Annotated in this window: 9 protein-coding genes; 6 read left to right on the top strand and 3 right to left on the bottom strand. The window is 54.6% G+C overall.

Annotated elements, in window-relative coordinates:
* Positions 1-83 precede the first annotated feature (83 nt).
* The 6 genes from NYE74_RS00430 to NYE74_RS00405 all read left to right on the top strand — a co-directional run bounded on the left by NYE74_RS00430 (position 84) and on the right by NYE74_RS00405 (position 13,141).
* Entirely contained in the window at positions 84-3,473 is a 3,390-nt protein-coding gene (locus NYE74_RS00430) for a tubulin-like doman-containing protein (RefSeq protein ID WP_240752313.1), read from the top strand.
* Positions 3,473-5,842 carry a hypothetical protein gene (locus tag NYE74_RS00425; protein WP_036626655.1) on the top strand — a complete coding sequence of 790 codons (2,370 nt, stop codon included), beginning with the start codon at positions 3,473-3,475 and terminating at the stop codon, positions 5,840-5,842. The genes NYE74_RS00430 and NYE74_RS00425 overlap by 1 nt, the downstream gene beginning before the upstream one ends.
* Positions 5,843-6,238: 396 nt before the next feature.
* On the top strand, positions 6,239-7,531 hold the full coding sequence (locus NYE74_RS00420) for a vWA domain-containing protein (RefSeq protein ID WP_036626653.1): 1,293 nt from the start codon (positions 6,239-6,241) through the stop codon (positions 7,529-7,531).
* 20 nt (positions 7,532-7,551) lie between these two features.
* The gene (locus NYE74_RS00415) at positions 7,552-8,199 is read left to right on the top strand and encodes a hypothetical protein (protein WP_036626651.1); all 648 of its coding nucleotides are present in this window, start codon (positions 7,552-7,554) and stop codon (positions 8,197-8,199) included.
* A gap of 260 nt (positions 8,200-8,459) precedes the next feature.
* Positions 8,460-9,716 (top strand): TRAFAC clade GTPase domain-containing protein, encoded by a 1,257-nt coding sequence (locus tag NYE74_RS00410; protein WP_036626650.1) that lies wholly within the window; start codon positions 8,460-8,462, stop codon positions 9,714-9,716.
* Between the two features lie 2 nt (positions 9,717-9,718).
* The gene (locus NYE74_RS00405; RefSeq protein WP_124332832.1) at positions 9,719-13,141 is read left to right on the top strand and encodes a GAP1-N2 domain-containing protein; all 3,423 of its coding nucleotides are present in this window, start codon (positions 9,719-9,721) and stop codon (positions 13,139-13,141) included.
* A 699-nt stretch (positions 13,142-13,840) separates the two neighbouring features.
* Here NYE74_RS00405 and mmsB read toward each other — a convergent pair.
* From mmsB to chvE, 3 genes are all read right to left on the bottom strand, one after another.
* Positions 13,841-15,004, bottom strand: coding sequence for a multiple monosaccharide ABC transporter permease (mmsB, locus tag NYE74_RS00400; RefSeq protein WP_036626647.1), 1,164 nt, complete (start codon positions 15,002-15,004; stop codon positions 13,841-13,843).
* A 4-nt stretch (positions 15,005-15,008) separates the two neighbouring features.
* Positions 15,009-16,538, bottom strand: a complete 1,530-nt coding sequence (gene mmsA, locus NYE74_RS00395; protein ID WP_115311253.1) for a multiple monosaccharide ABC transporter ATP-binding protein — start codon at positions 16,536-16,538, stop codon at positions 15,009-15,011.
* Positions 16,539-16,677: 139 nt separating this feature from the next.
* Positions 16,678-17,847: a multiple monosaccharide ABC transporter substrate-binding protein gene (gene chvE / locus NYE74_RS00390; RefSeq protein WP_278739843.1), complete on the bottom strand. Its 1,170-nt coding sequence runs from the start codon at positions 17,845-17,847 to the stop codon at positions 16,678-16,680.
* Between the last annotated feature and the right edge of the window lie 4 nt (positions 17,848-17,851).

The following is a 17,851-nucleotide window of genomic DNA, read 5'->3' as shown; positions in this document are numbered from 1 at the left end:
GATCGTAAGAACATTTCACACGGCTGCCCTTATCCGTACAATCAATAATTCAACTTATCGACCCTATTCTAGGAGGAAAACAAATGAAGCCGATCGTTAGAGAGCATATTCAGCAACTGGACGTTTCGCTTGGCGGAGGGATCGTCAGCGACAAAATTCGAGTGGATCCGATTGACAATCCGATCCTCATTATCGGCCTTGGCGGAACCGGGATCGACGCCCTGCTGCGCCTGAAGTATCAAATCAACCGCCGGTTCAAGCTGCCGGAAGACCCGCTGTCCAAGAAAAAACGCGATAAACCGGACAATGTGGAATTTCTCGCGTTTGAGACCAATGAGCAGGACCGCAGCAAACGGTACAAAGGCATCGGCCTCGATCCGATCAATGAATTCGTGCTGTTGTCCAACCCGGAAATCGGCGGCCTGCTGCAAAACCGCAGCATTTTGGAGCCGTATATTACGGATTGGTTGTCGCCCGAGCTTAGCATCACCGACGGCATGAACGGCGCGGCCGGTGTCCGTCAGGCCGGACGGCTGCTGCTGTTCACGAAGATTAACCAGGTCGTGCAGGCGATCGACAAGAAAATCAAAACCTTGTCCGTTGGCACCAACAAGAAGCTGATGGTGTTTCTGCTTACCGGCTTGTCCGGCGGGACGGGCAGCGGCTGCTTCCTGGATATCGCATATATCGTGCGGGGGATCATCGAACGCGATCACGGCTCCGCCGGGGTTGACCGTGTGAACACCCTGGGGTATTTGTTTACGCCGGATATCAATCTGTCAAACAAAAGCCTTAGCGAGCACACGCGCGAATATATCAAGAAAAACGGCTATGCCGCGCTGAAAGAGCTCGATTACTGGATGAACGTCGATCATCGCGGCGAAAGATTCAAGCAGCAGTACGGCAATATTTTGAACGTCAACTCTCCGCTGCCTCCGTTCAACCTGTGCCATTTGATCTCGGCGACCAATACGGAGGGCAAGCTGCTGGAAAACGCCTATGACTACTGTATGAACGTAACCGCCGAGAACATTACGAACTTTATGGCCAATGAAGAAAAGCAGTCCGGCGAGGAATTCGCCATCCATGACTATATCAGCAATATCCGCACGAATATTGCGCAAATGAACAAGGTCTATCCGGCCAACTATGAATACAACATTATCGGGGCCTCCTCGGCGGTACTGCCGATTGAAGAGATGACGACCTATTTGGCCTACCGTCTGTTTGACAAGATGGAGAAAATGTTCCATCAGGCTCCGACCCAGGAGGAAGTGGAGAAGTTTGCCCGCAAGCTGGGCGTCGATCTGGACAGCATCGTCAAAACCTTCGAAGCCCGCGTGCCCGAGCCGCTTCCGGGTTACGAAAACAGCGAGCGGCTGAGCTATGCCAACGTCGTGAAGTCCCAGGTCGTGAACCTGGATACGGAGCTGGAGCAATCCTTCCTGGCCCGGGCCAGAGAAGAGTACATCAAGGCGAAAAAGCAGCTTCCGGGCGAGCTTCTGGAGCAGTTCAGCGACCAGATTCGCCGGCTGTTCCTGCATCCGGAGCAGGGGCCGTTTTATGTCTCCAGGCTGATTCATACGGAAAAAGGCTTCTGCCTGCTGAAGATGCTGCTCTCCTATATCGAGACGCTGCGCGAGAATCTGCTAAGGATTCCCCGCGAGATTGAAGCGGCGCAGGATCATGCCCAGGAGAAGCTGGGCGACGCCAAAAGCGCGTTTGTATCCAAGGAGAAGAAGAAAAACGCCTATATTGAAGCGAAAATCAATGAATACTGGCTCCACGCGGATGTGGAGCGCACCGAGCAAATGATCGAATTTTACGAGGACCTGTACGACCTGCTGAACCGGGAAAACAACCGCATTTACAGCGTATTCACGGAAATCTTGAACGCGCTCAGCTCGATTTTCTCCAAGAACGGGGACATTTTGACGAGCGGAGAAGAGCAGGTGGACCATAAAGGCAACAAAACCTACTATTGGAACATCGTCAGCGTGCCCGATATTTCCAAAGTGGTCAGCGGCATTATGGAACAAAAGGATGTCGACGATCTCATTCGCGACTTCGCGGCGGAATTGCTGGACAATTCGAACCAGTGGGTCAAAGAGCAGGAAATCGATATCGTCAGCTCCATTTCCGACTTCCTTTCGGAAAAATTCGGCGATCTCATTACGAAATCGATGGAGGATTTCCTGATCATCAAATACGGACAGGATGAACCGATCGAAAAATTCGTCGAGCGCCATATCGCCAGCAAGCTGGATGAAGAGGCCGTGCCGGTGTTCCATTTGTCGAACAGCACGGGCAACCTGCATTTCCCTTCCTGGGGGTTTGTATCCGTTCCGGTCAAGGCGCCGAGCATTCTGAAGGGGATTCGCAATTACCAGAACAATGCGATCGGCAAGTCCCATTTCACGGTGAAGGAAAGCGAAGTGAAGAACCGCATTTTCTGGTTGAACACGCGCAACGGCGTGCCGCTTTTTGTCTACACGCCGCTTAAGGTTTACGAGGAAAGCTACGAACGGACGATTCTCGATAAAGAAGGCATCGGCCGCCACCTGGTGCAGACGGAAAAGAACAACTGGACCTACCTGCCGTCGCCGATTCCTGAGAAGTCCTGGGGCGAAACTTACGTCAACCCGCGGGTGAAAACCTATAATGGCCGCGTGCGTGAAGAGTTTGCCAAAGCGTTGGCGTTAAAGGTTATTGTGGAAAAGGACGCCGATCAAAACACGAGCAGCCGTTATTCGGTCGTGTTCACGAAGCCGTTCTCCCTGCAGGATAAGCTGGCGGCGTACGATATGCGCCTTGAGGCCGCAAAGCCGAATTTGGGCGAAGTGAAGCGGGCGGCCGTCGAACTTAAGCGGCTGCTTGCGGAGGGACTTCCGCAGGAGAGCGTCAAGGATATCTTCGGCAGCATCAACGAAGAGATGGCCAAGGAGAATTTGATCCGTTCGCCGCAGCTGACGGCCGCCGTACGGCAGGAAATCGCCAAGTACGATGAAATCGCGGCGATGGCGGCGAAGCTGGACGCGGTGCTGGAGCAGCATCAGGATGAGGAGAAGTGGCTCGAGCAGTTCATTGAGGCGCTGTATACCGGCACGGTGACGAAGAAAGGCGCGCTGTATGTGTACGATCGCGATCCGGAAGAAGAGGCCTGGGAGCCTTTTGCCAACCTGATGAAAAGCCAGAATTATGTGGAATATGAAGTGTTTGTCCATTTCAGAGGCCTGGATGAGAAGAGCCACAGCACGCTGATGCGCAAGGCGTCGCGCCGTGCCGCGGAGCTGACGGCGTCCGAAAATATCGAGCCGCTGCTGCAAACGCTCGATGAGCTGGCCGCACGATTCCTGGAGGGGCGGGACTCGCTGGAATATGAAAGAGCGGCGCTGGCGAACGGTGACGAAATGTATCAGTTCTACAAGCAGGTTGCCGCGAAGCTGAACGACATCCGCAGAAGGCTGAAATAATGGTCAGACGGAAGCTTACGCAGTTCGCCGCCGAGTATGACCGGTCCGAAGAGCGGCTGACCGGGGGCGATGACCAGAGCAGCATTCATTATCCCGCCGTGTTTCTGTTTATCGGAGACAAAAGCCGTGAGGCCATCCAGCCGATCATGCGGATGAACGAGAAGAAATGGGAAAACAGCGAGGGATTGATTTATCTATACGCAGGCTCCGCGGGCGAGCCTGCTGACGCTCGTCTGCTGGAGTATCATTTTCCGGTGGCGGCGCAAGAAGAGGCGAACCCGCAAACGCTCCGTCCCGGCCTATACCGGCGGTTCTATGCGGATGCGCAGGGCTTGCCGGAGCTTAACCGTGTTTTACGGCAGGCCAGCGGAGCTCTGGCGGAGTACGGAAGGCTGTACCCGGCCTTTGACCGGGTGCGCCTCTCGATCGTAACGCGGGTCGACGATCCGTTTAATGTACTGGTTCCGGAAATATCGCTGCTCGCGGAAGCGATATTCCGCCAGTCGTTCAAGGCGGTGCAAATGGATTTGTACGCCTTGATCAACGAGCGCGAAGGGGCCGAAGCTTTTGGATACAGCAGCTCGCTTGGCGTCGCATTTTTGCGCGAGCTGAACCTGATGCAGCAGCCTGATTTCGCATTGACCGCCCCGCTTCACGTTACCGAGGACGGGCTGGCGATTCCGGTTTCGCATCCGCCTTCGCCATTGTTTGATCTCGTCTATATTTTATCGGATCGCGACGAACGGGGAATTGCCTCAAACCAGGGAATGCAAGGCTGCTATGAGGCGATATCCCATATTAGTTTGCTTAAGAACAGGCAGTACAAGGAGCAGATGTTCCACGCAAACAATGCGGCTTACAACAATACTTCCTTCAAAAACAATATTATGACCGAATCCGGACGGCAGGGTTTTGTTTCGGCCGGATTGTCCAAGGTGAAGCGTCCTAACCAGTCGATTGCGCTGGCCGTTCTGTATCATTTTTACAGGGGGTTGCTCACGAGGATGAAGCAGGAGCCCGCGTTATCGGCGGCGGAGAAGCTGGCCTTTTTCGGAGTGGACGCAGCAGCCTTGGATCGCGCCTCCCTGCAGTTGACGCCTTCGGAGGAACGCTTAAACGAAATGCATGGTTTGATGACGAACGATATTAGCTACGCGGCAATCCGCAAGCTGCCTTTGAAGGAAGCCGAGGAAGCCTTGTTCGGCGGCGGCGGGGAAGCCTTTTTCCGCAGCAACTTTCAAGAGGAGGCGGCGCGCCGTCTGCAGGAATTCCGGGCCGCTGAATGGCTGGACGCGGCGATCAAGCAGTCGCTTTCGCAGCATCCCGATGTGGAGATCTATTCCTTGGCGGCCTGGACCGCGGATGAGGCGTCCGATGGCTCTTCGGGCATTATGGATCAGCTTAGGAACGGCCGCAGGGAAACGGAGATGCTGCTGGCATCGGCTAAAGCCGAGCTGGAGCAATTCCGTCAGGGCCGGGTGGAGGAGCAGAGCTTTCCGCGCCTGCCGATGATGGACCGGCATAATTTACGCAGCTTGATCCGTTATTTGTTTGACCAGGTTTATTCCAGAAGGAGGGAAATCCTGCTGCTGGAAACGAAACTGACGCTCATCGCCAAGTTCGAAGAAGCAATTCGGCAATTGCATGACCGGTACCGCGCCGTGATCAATCAGCTTGAAGCGATGGAGCAATTGCTTTTCGACACGGCACTCGTCAGCACCCAGACCGCGGACGATTATATCGGCCAGAATATTATGGAGTACTACGAGCGAGTCACCGCCGAAATTATGGAGCAATGGGAAAGCAAACGGGGAAAGCAGGCGTTTTTTGCGGACAGTATGATGGGGGATTCCCGCCGCTTGCTTGAGCGTGGGATCGAGGGGTTGGCGGACCGGCTCATCGGAGTATGCCGCACCGCGATTTTAACGTCGCCGATGTTTTCGCGCGCGTTCGAGGAGGAACTGCTGCAGCGCGCCAATGTGACGGTAGAATACGGCAACAGGTCCGTGCTTACCAAGGAAGAGCTGTTCAAGAAGCTGTACCGCATTTTGGAGGATAATGCCGCGATCCAACTTCGCCTGTACGATTACACCCAGGAGCACCGCTATGAGGAAAAATATGTGTTCGGCGATTTTACGAGCGAGTTTGTGCAGCATATTTTTCAGGCGGATGAGTCGTCGAGGGTTTACAAGCTTGGTTGTGTGCACGAGAAGCGCAGCAGCGGCGTAGAGAAGCTGAATCTGATGGGGGGCTTCCACCTCGAAGATCTGATGTATTACGTAAACGGGAAAGTGTACTATGAAACTTATGTCAAAAACGGGTACGAGTTTCACGGAATCGACCAATCCAGGCTGCCAGAGCTCTGTTGACCTGCCCGCCCCCAAAATTATGATGAGACAGGTTTTGAGCACCGAGAAGGTTGGATGAAGCTAGGGACTGAGTAGCGGAGCGTAGGTGGGGCTACGTGAGCAACGGAAGGCCCGGCTGAATTCAAGATTCGACGCCCGATCCGCTTCTTGACTTGACTTCGTGATCGGAAGATGACTTTTTGAACTACCGTTTCAATAAAGGTTCAAAAAGACAGGTTTTGAGCACCGAGAAGGTTGGATGAAGCTAGGGACTGAGTAGCGGAGCGTAGGTGGGACTACGTGAGCAACGGAAGGCCCGGCTGAATTCAAGATTCGACGCCCGATCCGCTTCTTGACTTGACTTCGTGATCGGAAGATGACTTTTTGAACTACCTCTTAAAGGAAGGAAGTGCAAGAATGCAGCGTAAAATAAACTGGCTCCTGGTGCTGTTCAGTCTCATCGGCGGAGCGGTTGGGGCCGTGGCCGGCGAACTGCTGCTTGGCGAGCTATTGGGCAGGCTGCCCGGATTTGTCGTGGTGGGGCTCTATTTTGGCATCCTGGCCTTGTCCGTCGGCTTATTCTGCCTGATTGCCGAAATGATCTCCCCGCGATTGAGCGGGGCGTCCTGGAGGCAGCGGTATGTCGGTACTTCGTGGAAACTGCTCGTTCCGGTAACCTTGGTCATGCTCCTGCTCGCGGGAGCGCTTTTTGAGTTTTTGTATGAGCTGAATGTAGGACGGGCGCGAACGGTGAAAGATATCGTCCTGATAATTGATAATTCCGGGAGCATGCAGGAGACCGATCCGGATGACCGCCGTTATGAAGCGGCGAAGTCCCTGGTTGGGCAAATGGATAGCGGCAAGCAGGTTGCCGTTATCAGTTTCGATGACCGGCCCGTGCTCATTCAGCCTTTCATCCGGGTCCGTGATCAGAGTGCAAAAAACGAAGTCAACGCTGCGATCGATGCGCTTGAACCGACGAATGCGGGAACGGATATCGGCGAGGCGCTGCAAGCGGCGATGGAACAGATCAAGGGGCAATCCGGCTCCAGAGGCGCAATGGCGATTCTGCTGTCGGACGGGGTCAGCTCCGTTAATCTGCCGCAAGTGCTTGCCGATTACCAGGATCGCGGCGTAGCCGTAAATACGATCGGTCTTGGCCTCAGCGCGCCGGGAGGCAACATTGAAGGGGCGGCGCTGCTTCAGGAAATCGCCGCTCAAACCGGCGGGCAATATTATGATGTGGCCGATGCGTCTAACCTGACCTTTGTGTTCCAGAAAATATACGACAACAACCGGGATGAACGCACTTTAGTGACGGAGCGTACCGGAACGATGGAAAATAGCCCGTATTACATGATTCTGCGAATCGTGTTTGTTCTCGGACTGGGCGCGCTGCTTGGCCTCGCGCTCGGCATGATGTTCGATAACCGGCATTTGGCCAAAAGCTTTACGATAGGCGGAGCTGTGTCCGGGCTGCTTGCGGGCGTCCTGCTGGAGCAAGGCCTCGGCGGATGGCAACCGGGAGACGCGCTGATCCGGCTGCTTGCCTGCCTCGTGCTGGCCGCCGTGATGACGATGTTCACGCTTGCCGTACCGGTCCCGGCGGACGGTGTCCGGTCTGCTATGCGCCGTAGAGGAGCTGCTGTTCAGAACGGCGCGGCCGGATATCAGGAGCCTGCCCGAAACCGGCGCAATAGCGGATTTTAAAGGGCAAAGGGGGCATTGCGATGCGATTCGTCGAGGCGGAGGAAGGCTTGCCGCTCATCACGCAGCTTAGTTACAAGATCGATGAGGATCGCTGTAAGCTGCAGTGGCAGTGGCCTGAAGGAATACAGGCGGTTTATATCGACAAGCGGTCCGCAGAGCGGGAGCGGCAGGGGGAGTGCCGCAATCCCCCTTCTGCCGCCGGATTGAAGCTCTACACCCGTGAAGAGTATAAGGCGGCGGGAGGTTATGCGGACCGGATCGACACGATTGGACTCGTCGCCTATACGGTTTATGCCTGCATCATGGATGACGGGGACAAACGTTTGGTCTATCAGCCTGACGGGCGGAACACCGTGGAGTTCAGTACGGGGCGGGCCAAAATCCGCTATTCCGTCTCTCATAAGAGCGGTCTGCTGCGAAAATATAAAACGGTGCAGATCTCGGTGCTCGCGGAAGTGGAGATTCCGAAAGAGGCGCTTTGTTATGTGAAAAAGCAGGGCAGTTATCCGGTAAGTATCGATGACGGGACCGTATATCCTTTTCTCAGGGATTTCCCGCCGGGCAGAAGCACCTTGCCTCCGATCGAGGTAGGGAAAAACGATTACGTAAGGCTGTTTTTTACCGACGGCCCTAAGTACGGGAGATTGTACGAACTGATTCCGGAATAATTGCGCTACTATAATAAGTTGAACTAAAGTAGGGAACGAGTAAGGCAAGAGTGGGAAATGATTCTGAAGAAACTAAAAGCTTTCTGGAAGAAAGCTGCATCGGAAGCATACGCTTGGTCGCCTTTGTGAGCGGATTTCTACCTTGTTTGTATTTATTGAATCAAAAAAATCCGCGAACAACAGCGATCGTAAGAACATTTCACACGGCTGCCCTACCGCATCCAATCCATAGTTCAACTTATATTGAGAGGAGGAACACGATGGGTCTGTTTGATTTGTTTAAAAAGAAATCCCCGGCCGAAGAGCGGCCGTTGTTTTACGATATTGTCTGCCCCTATTGCTTCAGTAAATTCGGACCGGATGAAGTTGTATTCAGGGCGACGCATTACCGTGAAGACGATGAGGACTACGCGCTTGGCGAGGACGAAGCGCTGAATAAATACAGGGAGCGATTCGGTCTCGATACCGTCTATGAAATTGAGGCGATTTTGCGCCCCCAGGACGTTCCGGAAGAGCATCTGATCTATTCGGATCATGTCCTGACCGGACTAAACGACCGCTATGGGGAAGTGACCCGGCGCAGATTATGCCCGCACTGTCATAACGAGCTGCCGGTAACGGCGGGCAAAGTGCCCAGCAATATTATTTCCATCATCGGAGCTTCCCAGGTGGGAAAATCCGTTTATATGACTTCATTGATTCATACGCTGCAGAATACGACGGCCGATCATTTTGACGCGGCTTGTATGCCGCTTAACGCCGAAATCAGCCGCAAATTCCGGACCATCTATGAAGAGCCGCTGTTTGAGCGCGGTGAACTCTTGCCATCGACCCAGAAAGAGAAAATGCAGGAGCCTTTCATTTTTCAATTTGTGTTCAAGGATGAGTCGAAGCCGCCGCTCACGCTCGTTTTCTTTGATGTAGCGGGCGAAGGCATGGTGGATCAGGACTATCTTGGCTTGCAGGGACAGCATATCAAAAACTCTTCAGGACTATTGTTCATGGTCGATCCGCTGCAAATCCGCTCCATCCGCGAGAAAATCCGCATCAACGCCGGAGACAAACCGGGCGAGTGGGTGTCGCAATATGATGAACCGCGCGATGTGGTACTGACGATGTTCGGGGATTTTATCGCTTATGAGGATAAGGGGAAAACGGACATCCCGACCGCGGTTGTGCTGACGAAAAGCGATATGCTGCACGCCTTGAAGGATGAAGAAGGAGAGTACATCAAGTCGAACAGCAATATTTTTAACCATGTGGTGCATCGTAAATATTTTAATGTGACCGAATTTGAAAATATCGACGGCGAAATCCGCCGTTTTATTGAGAAAGTGGATCGGCCCTTTAAAGGTACGATGGACGTTTACTTCAAAAACACGGGATATTTTGCGGTATCCGCGCTCGGCAGCAATCCGGTCGACCAGAAGCTGCAAAACGTCGTGCAGCCGATTCGCGTGGACGAACCGTTCATTTGGCTGCTGTACAAATTGAACTACATCGAGGGGAGAGAATGATCGTGAAGCAAGCATCTCCCGCAATGATTCAGCAGCAAATCTATACAAGGGAGCGGAGCGGGTTATTTCGCGGAACGGAAGGTTTTGATACGGTTGCGGCCTCGGACGGGCTGGACTCCGTGTTTATCAAGAAGCAGCTCCATCCATTCTGCGTATACGACGCTCCCGCGGAACTGGCTTCCCGGGGCGAGAAGGAGGCTGCCGGCTATCCGCCGGCGATCCATTTATTCCATACCGATGGCGGAGATACGGTGCTGGGACGGAGCATTTATCAGCCGGTGGATTTTACCGGCCTGCGCAGCGCGTTCCTTACTCATAACTACGTGATTCCGGCGGCGCGGCGGGATGAGATCGTCATCGACTACAGCCGTTATTTTGAAGCGGATTATGCCGAAAAATATTTCCAGGAAATCGGCCGGGTGCTGCCGGAGCTTGAGCATCTCCCGCAGCGGAAGCGGAACCCGCTGCTCCGGCAAAGCGGTCCATCCGGTTTGCCGGCGGGCGAATTGCTGGATGAACTGAAATTGGACGAGAAAAGCTTTAAACAGCTGCTGTTTGCCGTTATGACCGCGGTTGGCGAAGGCAGAAAAAAAGTATATGTTGCGCTGGATGTTCCGGCGGAGCAGATTACGCAATACGCCGCGGCGCTGCTTAAAGTGTTGTTCGCCTGTCTGCCGTTCGAGCAACGCCGGCGCTTTGGATTCCTTACTTACGCCAAGGAGCCGCAGAGCCGCAAACATATTCACCTGCAATTCGTGGAGCGCGGAAGCTTGCGGCCGGGTGACCGGGAAATCGAAAAGGAATATGTGTTCGATCTCGCTGCCGGACGGCTGCCGCAGGATGAGGTGGATGACGGCAGGCAGCCTTATCTCGAATTTGTATGGCGCGCGGTGGGTGAGCTTGAAAGCTTGGAGGATTTCCATCGCTTCGCGGATGATATGCTTGCAGCCAAGGAGCCGCAGAGCCGGGGGGTGTTGTCCGCTTACCACGAGCTGTGCGTGTTTTACCAGGTGGAAAAAGGCCGCTGGGATTTATACGAAAATCATAAATTAACGGTGCTGCGGGGGCTGCTCGGTTATTTGGAGCCCGCGGACGCCCCGGACTCAAGCTTGCGGCTGAACGATATATTTCTCGCCGCCTTCGACCGGGAGTTTGACCGGATAAAACAGCGGAATATCCCCGAGCTGGCGGTCGTGGAATGCTTCAGGGATTATTACCGGCTGGATGGCCGGAATTACGGTCCCAAGCTGGTCAATTATTTGATTCATGCGATTAACAACGCGCTGACGGAAGGACAGACGGAGCTTGCCTATGGCTTGTACGCCTTGGCCGAGAGCCAGCCCGAGCTGAGCAAAGCCTTTTTTGGCACGGTCCTGAAGCTTGACGGGCTGTCCGACAGATTGTTTGAGCCTTACATCCGCAACAAACTGGCGGAAGCGCAGGGGCCCAAGGAAGTTCTGAACATCGTGCATAGCTGGGCGGTCGCCCAGCCGGATTTGCTGCGGAACGCTTCTTTTCAGGAATATGCCGTTGAGAGTTTAACGGACAAGCTTCGCAAGCAGCAGCGCTTGCTGTCCGCCGTACACATGGTGCTGGAAAATATCCGCAAATGGGAACGAACGCCTCTATCTGACAGCGGAATGACGATGGCCGATTCGCAGTTGGCGGAGCTTCTTTCGCTGGCCGCCAAAAACCTGCTGCTGAATGACCTGGAAGTGGACAAGCTGACCCAGGACCAAGTGGTGTCCGCCGCCTTTTTAGGCAGAGCGGATGCTTTTGCCGGTTTGCAGCTTGAGGGCCGGCAGCGCAATCATGCCGATATGCTGCAGACGCTGTACGAATGGTTTACCCGGCGTGAGTCTATGGAGGATATTTTTCAAGCTTTGTCCGCAAGTGACATGAAGCAGGTACAGCAGTTGGGACGCGAGTGGCTGCAGTCAGGCATCGAGCTGGTGCAGTTTGGAAAAATCGTGCTGGCGTTTTATCAAGACGCCGATTCCGGGTTTGCCGATTATGATGAGGTGCTGGAGTATCTCCATCAGCATGCCAAGGATAAGGAAACGATTTACGAGTTCATGCTGTGGTCGCAGGGCCATCCGTATTTCGCCGGGTCCAAGGGCCTGGTTCCAGCCTACGCCGCGGCGCTGTTAAGGTATTTTGACAAGTATGACAGAAGCGCATTTAAAAGTAAGGAGTACCGGACCCTTTATTTCGAGAAAGCGGGAGCGCCGCTGGCGAAGGTGTTTGCTGAGGCGCGTCTGGCGCTCTCCTCGCCGCTGAAGCGGTTTTTGGCCCAAAACGGAAAAAAAGTCGGAGCGACCATAATCGTTCTGGCCTCCGGTCTGGTTGTGACCGCCGGTATTTTGTTCGTGATGCAGCAGCAAGGGATGCTGGGGCCCAAAACGCCTGTTGAAGCAAACCAGCCGCCTGCTCAGGCAGAGAAACCGGAGGCGCTTGTCTACGCAGACAACGTTGCAGGTGCCGATGCTACGGAAACGACTTCGCTTGTATTTCTGTTCCCCGGGGCGGAGCAGTGTACTGCCTTTGTTCCGTCAGCCTTGACGATCGAGTCTTCGGGAGGCTCCGCTCAGCAATTTACGAATTTGAAATACGAAAGCAATTGTACCGCTGAAAGTTCCGGTGCCGGTGATTTGGGGACGGCGGGGACGACCGGACCGAGCGGCGCGGCCGGCGGAGCAGGAACCGACGATGCGAAAAGTGATGATGCGGCTGCAGGGGGAAATGAGGGAGATACCGCTAAAGATACGAAGGAAAATGTGAAGGAAAATGGGAAAGAAAATGTGCAGGGAAATGCCGAGGGAAATACGAAGGAAAGTAAGGAAAGTGTAAAGAAAACGGCAGAGAACCAGGACTCTGGACAATCCGCAGATAAGAAAGACGATTCAACCGGCGGAACCAATGCAGCGGACGCGACCAAAGCAACGAATACAACGGGTGCAGGCAATGGAACCGAGGGAACCAAAGGAACCGATGCAGCCGACGCGGCCGATGCAACCAAAACGAATGACAAAACCAATACGAATGACAAAGCCAATACAAGCGATAAAACCAGTAAAACTGATAAAACTGCTGCAACCGGCGCAACCAATAAAACTAATAACACCGAGACCGATCCGGCCGGCAAAACCAATAAAGCCGGAACAGATTCAGCCGGTGCATCCGGCACCGGTCAGCTTAACGATGCTTCCAATCCCAAGTCCGCTAAGTCAATCGGGGCCGGGGGCGAAGGAATGAAGGAGTCGGCGTACCCGTATCGTGTTGCGGTTTCATTAGGCATGAAGCTGGATGTCCCGGCAGGTAGCCTGATCAAGTTGGGCGATCAACAGTTTACGGTCATCTCTCGCGAAGAGGCCCAGTCAATGATGAGTCCGGTAGAATCTCCAGTAGAATCTCCGAAACAATAATCGTATGCGGCGGGTGCGCTTAAGAAGTGTGGCCGGATAGCCAAGTTGACGATAGTGATGGGGGGGGGCGTGACCAAATCAATTGCAAAAGTGCAGTTGATTTTCCGCCAAAGGCCCTTAAAGCGCAAGTGAAATGCAAAATGCAGTTGTTTTGTGTGGAATTGGAAGGATATGCTACTATGGCTGGGGGTGAACTGCACTTTCGGCTTTTGCAGTTGAGTCGCTCGTTTCGAGTCATTTCGACGGAAGTCGCCTGCACTTTTGCATTTCGCCGCCTTTCGCAGGCCTCGATCCATCGTACTCCCCATGCCAGACGGGGAGTAGGAAAAGTCCTCGCCGCAGGCCAGGGCAATAGCGGTAAAAAAGGGCGATATAATCGGCAATGTAGGGAGCCCAGATAAAATAGAGGGTTTTTTTGCCGCTATTTTTGGTGGAAGGGGGCCCAGTGCCCCCTTTTTCCATCTTGGCCCCCAAATAGGAACAAAAAGTTCCGCTATTTGACGAGAGTGGGACAATATGATCAAAATAACGACTTAAATTACCGCTATTTGGATGTAAACTAGTCAAAGTAGACACGCAGTAACAGCCATTTCCCAGCAAGGAGTGGGGGAGAGGTAATTTTTACAAAAAGCGAGCAGGCCCCCGTCCGGATTTCCGAGATGGGGGCCTGCTCGTTTTGCAGTAGCCTGACCGATCGTATCAATTCGTCTTCGACTTATTGTAAATGTCGAATGCGACGGCGAGAAGCAGGACGAGCCCTTTGATGCCTTGCTGCCAGTCGACGCCGAGCCCGATGAGCGACATGCCGTTGTTCATCACGCCCATGACGAGCCCGCCGATGATCGCGCCGACTACGGTGCCGATACCGCCAGAAGCGGAGGCGCCGCCGATAAAGCAGGCCGCGATGGCGTCCAGCTCAAAGTTCGTGCCGGCCTTCGGCGTGGCCGAGTTGAGCCGGGCGGCGAAGATGAGGCCGGAGAGCGCGGCCAGCGCGCCCATGTTGACGAACACCCAGAACGTCACTTTTTTCGTCTTGACCCCCGACAGCGTGGCGGCCTTCTCATTGCCGCCAAGCGCGTAGATGTGCCGTCCGGCGACCATGCGGTTCATTACGAAGGAGTAGATGACGATCAGGAAGAACAGGATGATCAGAATGTTCGGAATGCCGTTATAGGTGGCCAGCACCAGCGTAAACAGATTGATCACCGCCACCAGCACGGCGATTTGCAGTACAAACGTCCACATCGGCGGCACTTCAAACTGATACTTTATCTGCGTCCGGCGCTCCTTCCATTCCTGCCAGATGTACAAAATGGACAGCAGGATGCCGAGCACGACCGTTAATACGTGCAGCCCGCCGCCGCCGAACCAGTCGGGGATAAACCCGGAGCTGATGCGTTGGAACGATTTCGGAAACGGTGCGATCGACTGCCCGCCCAGCACAATCATCGTCAGGCCGCGGAACAGCAGCATGCCGGCCAGCGTCACGATAAACGCCGGGATTTTGACGTAAGCGACCCAGAAGCCCTGCCAGGCTCCGATCAGCGCCCCCATGATCAGCGCAAGGATCACCGCCAGAAACGTGGGCACCTGCCAGTTGACCATCATGATCGCCGCCAGCGCGCCGATAAAGGCCGCGACCGAACCAACGGACAAATCGATGTGTCCGGTGATGATGACGAGCACCATGCCGATCGCCAGCACGAGAATGTAGCTGTTTTGCAAAATCAGGTTCGTGATATTCAGCGGCTTCAACAGAATCCCGTCGGTCAAAATTTGAAACAACACCGTAATGAACACCAGTGCGATGATCATCCCGTACTGGCGGATATTTTTGCGGAAAAGTTCGCTAACTGCTTGCATCTGCCTACCCCCTGCCTCGAGTCATCGATTTCATCAACACTTCCTGCGTCGCATCCTTGCGAGCGACCTCCCCGGTGATTCGCCCTTCGCTCATGCAATAGATGCGGTCGCACATGCCGAGAATTTCCGGCAGCTCCGAAGAAATGAACAATATCCCTTTGCCCTCGTCCGCGAGCTGATTGACGATCGAGTAGATTTCGTATTTGGCCCCAACATCGATGCCGCGCGTCGGCTCGTCGAGAATGAGAATTTCCGGCTGCGCGTAAATCCATTTGCTGAGCACGACCTTTTGCTGGTTGCCGCCGCTGAGGTTGACCGTTTTTTGCAAAATGCTTGGCGTCTTGATATTGAGCTTCTTCCGGTACTCCTCCGCGACAAGCACTTCCTCCTGCTCGTGAATGACGCTGCGGCGGGACAGCCTGCCGAGACTGGTGAGTGAAATGTTCCGCTTGATATCGTCGATCAGAATCAGTCCGTACTGCTTGCGGTCCTCGGTGACATAAGCGACCCCGTGCGCAATGGCCTGGCTGATGGAGTCGAACCGGACCTCTTTTCCGTGCAGGAACAGCCGGCCCTTAATATGTCTGCCGTAAGAACGCCCGAAGATGCTCATCGCCAGCTCCGTTCGGCCCGCGCCCATCAAACCGGCGATCCCGACGATTTCGCCGCGGCGGATCGTCAGGTTGATATCGTCCAGCACTTTTCGCTCCTCCTGCTGCGGATGGTAGGCTTCCCAGCCGCGAACCTCGAAGATTACTTCGCCGATACGGGGTTCGCGTTCAGGGTATCGATGGGTCAAATCGCGTCCGACCATGCCTTTGATAATCATGTCCTCGGTCACCTGATCCGCCTTCATATCGAGCGTTTGGACCGTTTTGCCGTCCCGCAAAATCGTGATCGAATCGGCCACCTTGCTGATTTCGTTTAATTTGTGCGAGATGATGATCGAGGTGATGCCTTGTTTTTTCAGCTCCAGGATGAGCGCCAACAGGTTTTCGCTGTCGCTTTCGTTGAGCGCCGCCGTCGGTTCGTCCAGGATGAGCAGCTTGACCTGCTTGGCCAGCGCTTTGGCGATCTCCACCAGCTGCTGCTTGCCGACGCCGAGATCGAGCACCCGGGTGGCCGGCGATTCGTCCAGCCCGACGGTTTCGAGCAGCTTCCGCGTTTTGATCGTCGTTTCGTTCCAGTCGATAAGCCCGCGCTTTTTTTGTTCGTTGCCGAGAAAAATATTTTCCGCGATCGACAGATACGGGATCAGCGCCAGCTCCTGATGGATAATGACGATGCCGAGCTGTTCGCTTTGCTTGATATCTTTAAACTCGCAAATCCGGCCGTTAAACAAAATGTCCCCCTCATAGGTGCCATGCGGATAAACGCCGCTTAACACTTTCATCAGGGTGGATTTTCCGGCACCGTTTTCCCCGCAAAGCGCGTGGATTTCACCTTCCGCTACCTGCAAATTGACGTCGCTGAGCGCCCTGACGCCGGGAAACGTTTTGGTGATGCCCCTCATTTCCAATATAAGTTTTCGCAAGTGCCGCCACCTGCCTTTCTGCCGCGTTGATGTAGAACGGCGGCGGCCGGGAAAGCCGTCCGCCGCGGGAGCCGGTTTGCCGCTGTACCGGCTTGCTGTAATGCCATTTCCGTCAGTCCGCGTATCTCCGGCCGCGGGGCTACAAGCCAAGCTCCTCTTTGGTGTAATAACCGGTCTCGACCAGCGTTTTCTCCACGTTGTCCTTATCCACGGAGACCGGCTCCAGCAAATAGGAAGGGACAACCTTCACGCCGTTATCGTATGTTTCCGTATCGTTCACTTCGGCCTCCGTGCCTTCGAGGATGCTTTGCGCCATGGCGACCGCTTTTTTGGCGAGCTCGCGCGTGTCTTTAAATACGGTTTGCGTTTGTTCGCCCGCCAAAATCGATTTGATCGAAGCGAGCTCGGCGTCCTGGCCGGTCACGATCGGCAGCGGCTTGTCGCCGGTGCCGTATCCCACGCCTTTGAGCGAGGAGAGGATGCCGATGCTGATGCCGTCGTACGGGGACAGTACGGCATCGACGTTTTCCGTCGAATAATGGGCGCTTAGCAAATTGTCCATCCGCGCCTGAGCGGTGGCGCCGTCCCAGCGCAGCGTGGCGATTTGCTCCATTTTCGTCTGTCCGCTGCGCACGACCAGTTTGCCCGAGTCGATATATGGCTGCAGCACCGACATGGCGCCGTCATAGAAGAAATAAGCGTTGTTGTCGTCCGGCGAACCGCCGAACAGCTCGATGTTGAACGGGCCTTTGCCGTCCTTGAGGCCCAGCTTCTCTTCAATGTAGGCGGCCTGCTGCACGCCGACCTTGAAGTTGTCGAAGGTGGCGTAATAGTCGACGTATTCGCTGTTCATGATCAAGCGGTCGTAGGCGATGACCTGAATGCCTTGATCATGGGCTTTTTGCAGCACATCGGTCAGCGAGCCGCCGTCGATCGCCGCGATCACCAAAATTTTCACGCCTTTTGTGATCATATTTTCAATTTGCGACACCTGATTTTCGATGACGTCTTCCCCGTATTGCAGATCCGCAGCGTAACCAAGCGCTTCGAATTCCTTCGCCATATTCTGGCCGTCACCCACCCAACGCTCCGACGATTTCGTCGGCATGGAGAGGCCAACCGTGCCTTTGTTGGCGCCGGGGTTTCCGCCACCGCCGTTGCCGCCGTTGCCGGTACTGCTTCCGGCCTCGTTGCCGCCGCCGGCTCCGTTGCCGCCAGTTGCTCCGTTGCCGCCGGCCCCGCCGTTTCCGCATGCCGCCAGCGTCAGAACTACGACCAGCGCCAACAGGATTGTCGTAAATTTCTTCATGACC

This window comes from Paenibacillus sp. FSL P4-0127, from assembly GCF_038007325.1.
Taxonomy (GTDB): domain Bacteria; phylum Bacillota; class Bacilli; order Paenibacillales; family Paenibacillaceae; genus Fontibacillus; species Fontibacillus macerans.
This window is presented reverse-complemented; position numbering and strand designations above follow the sequence as displayed.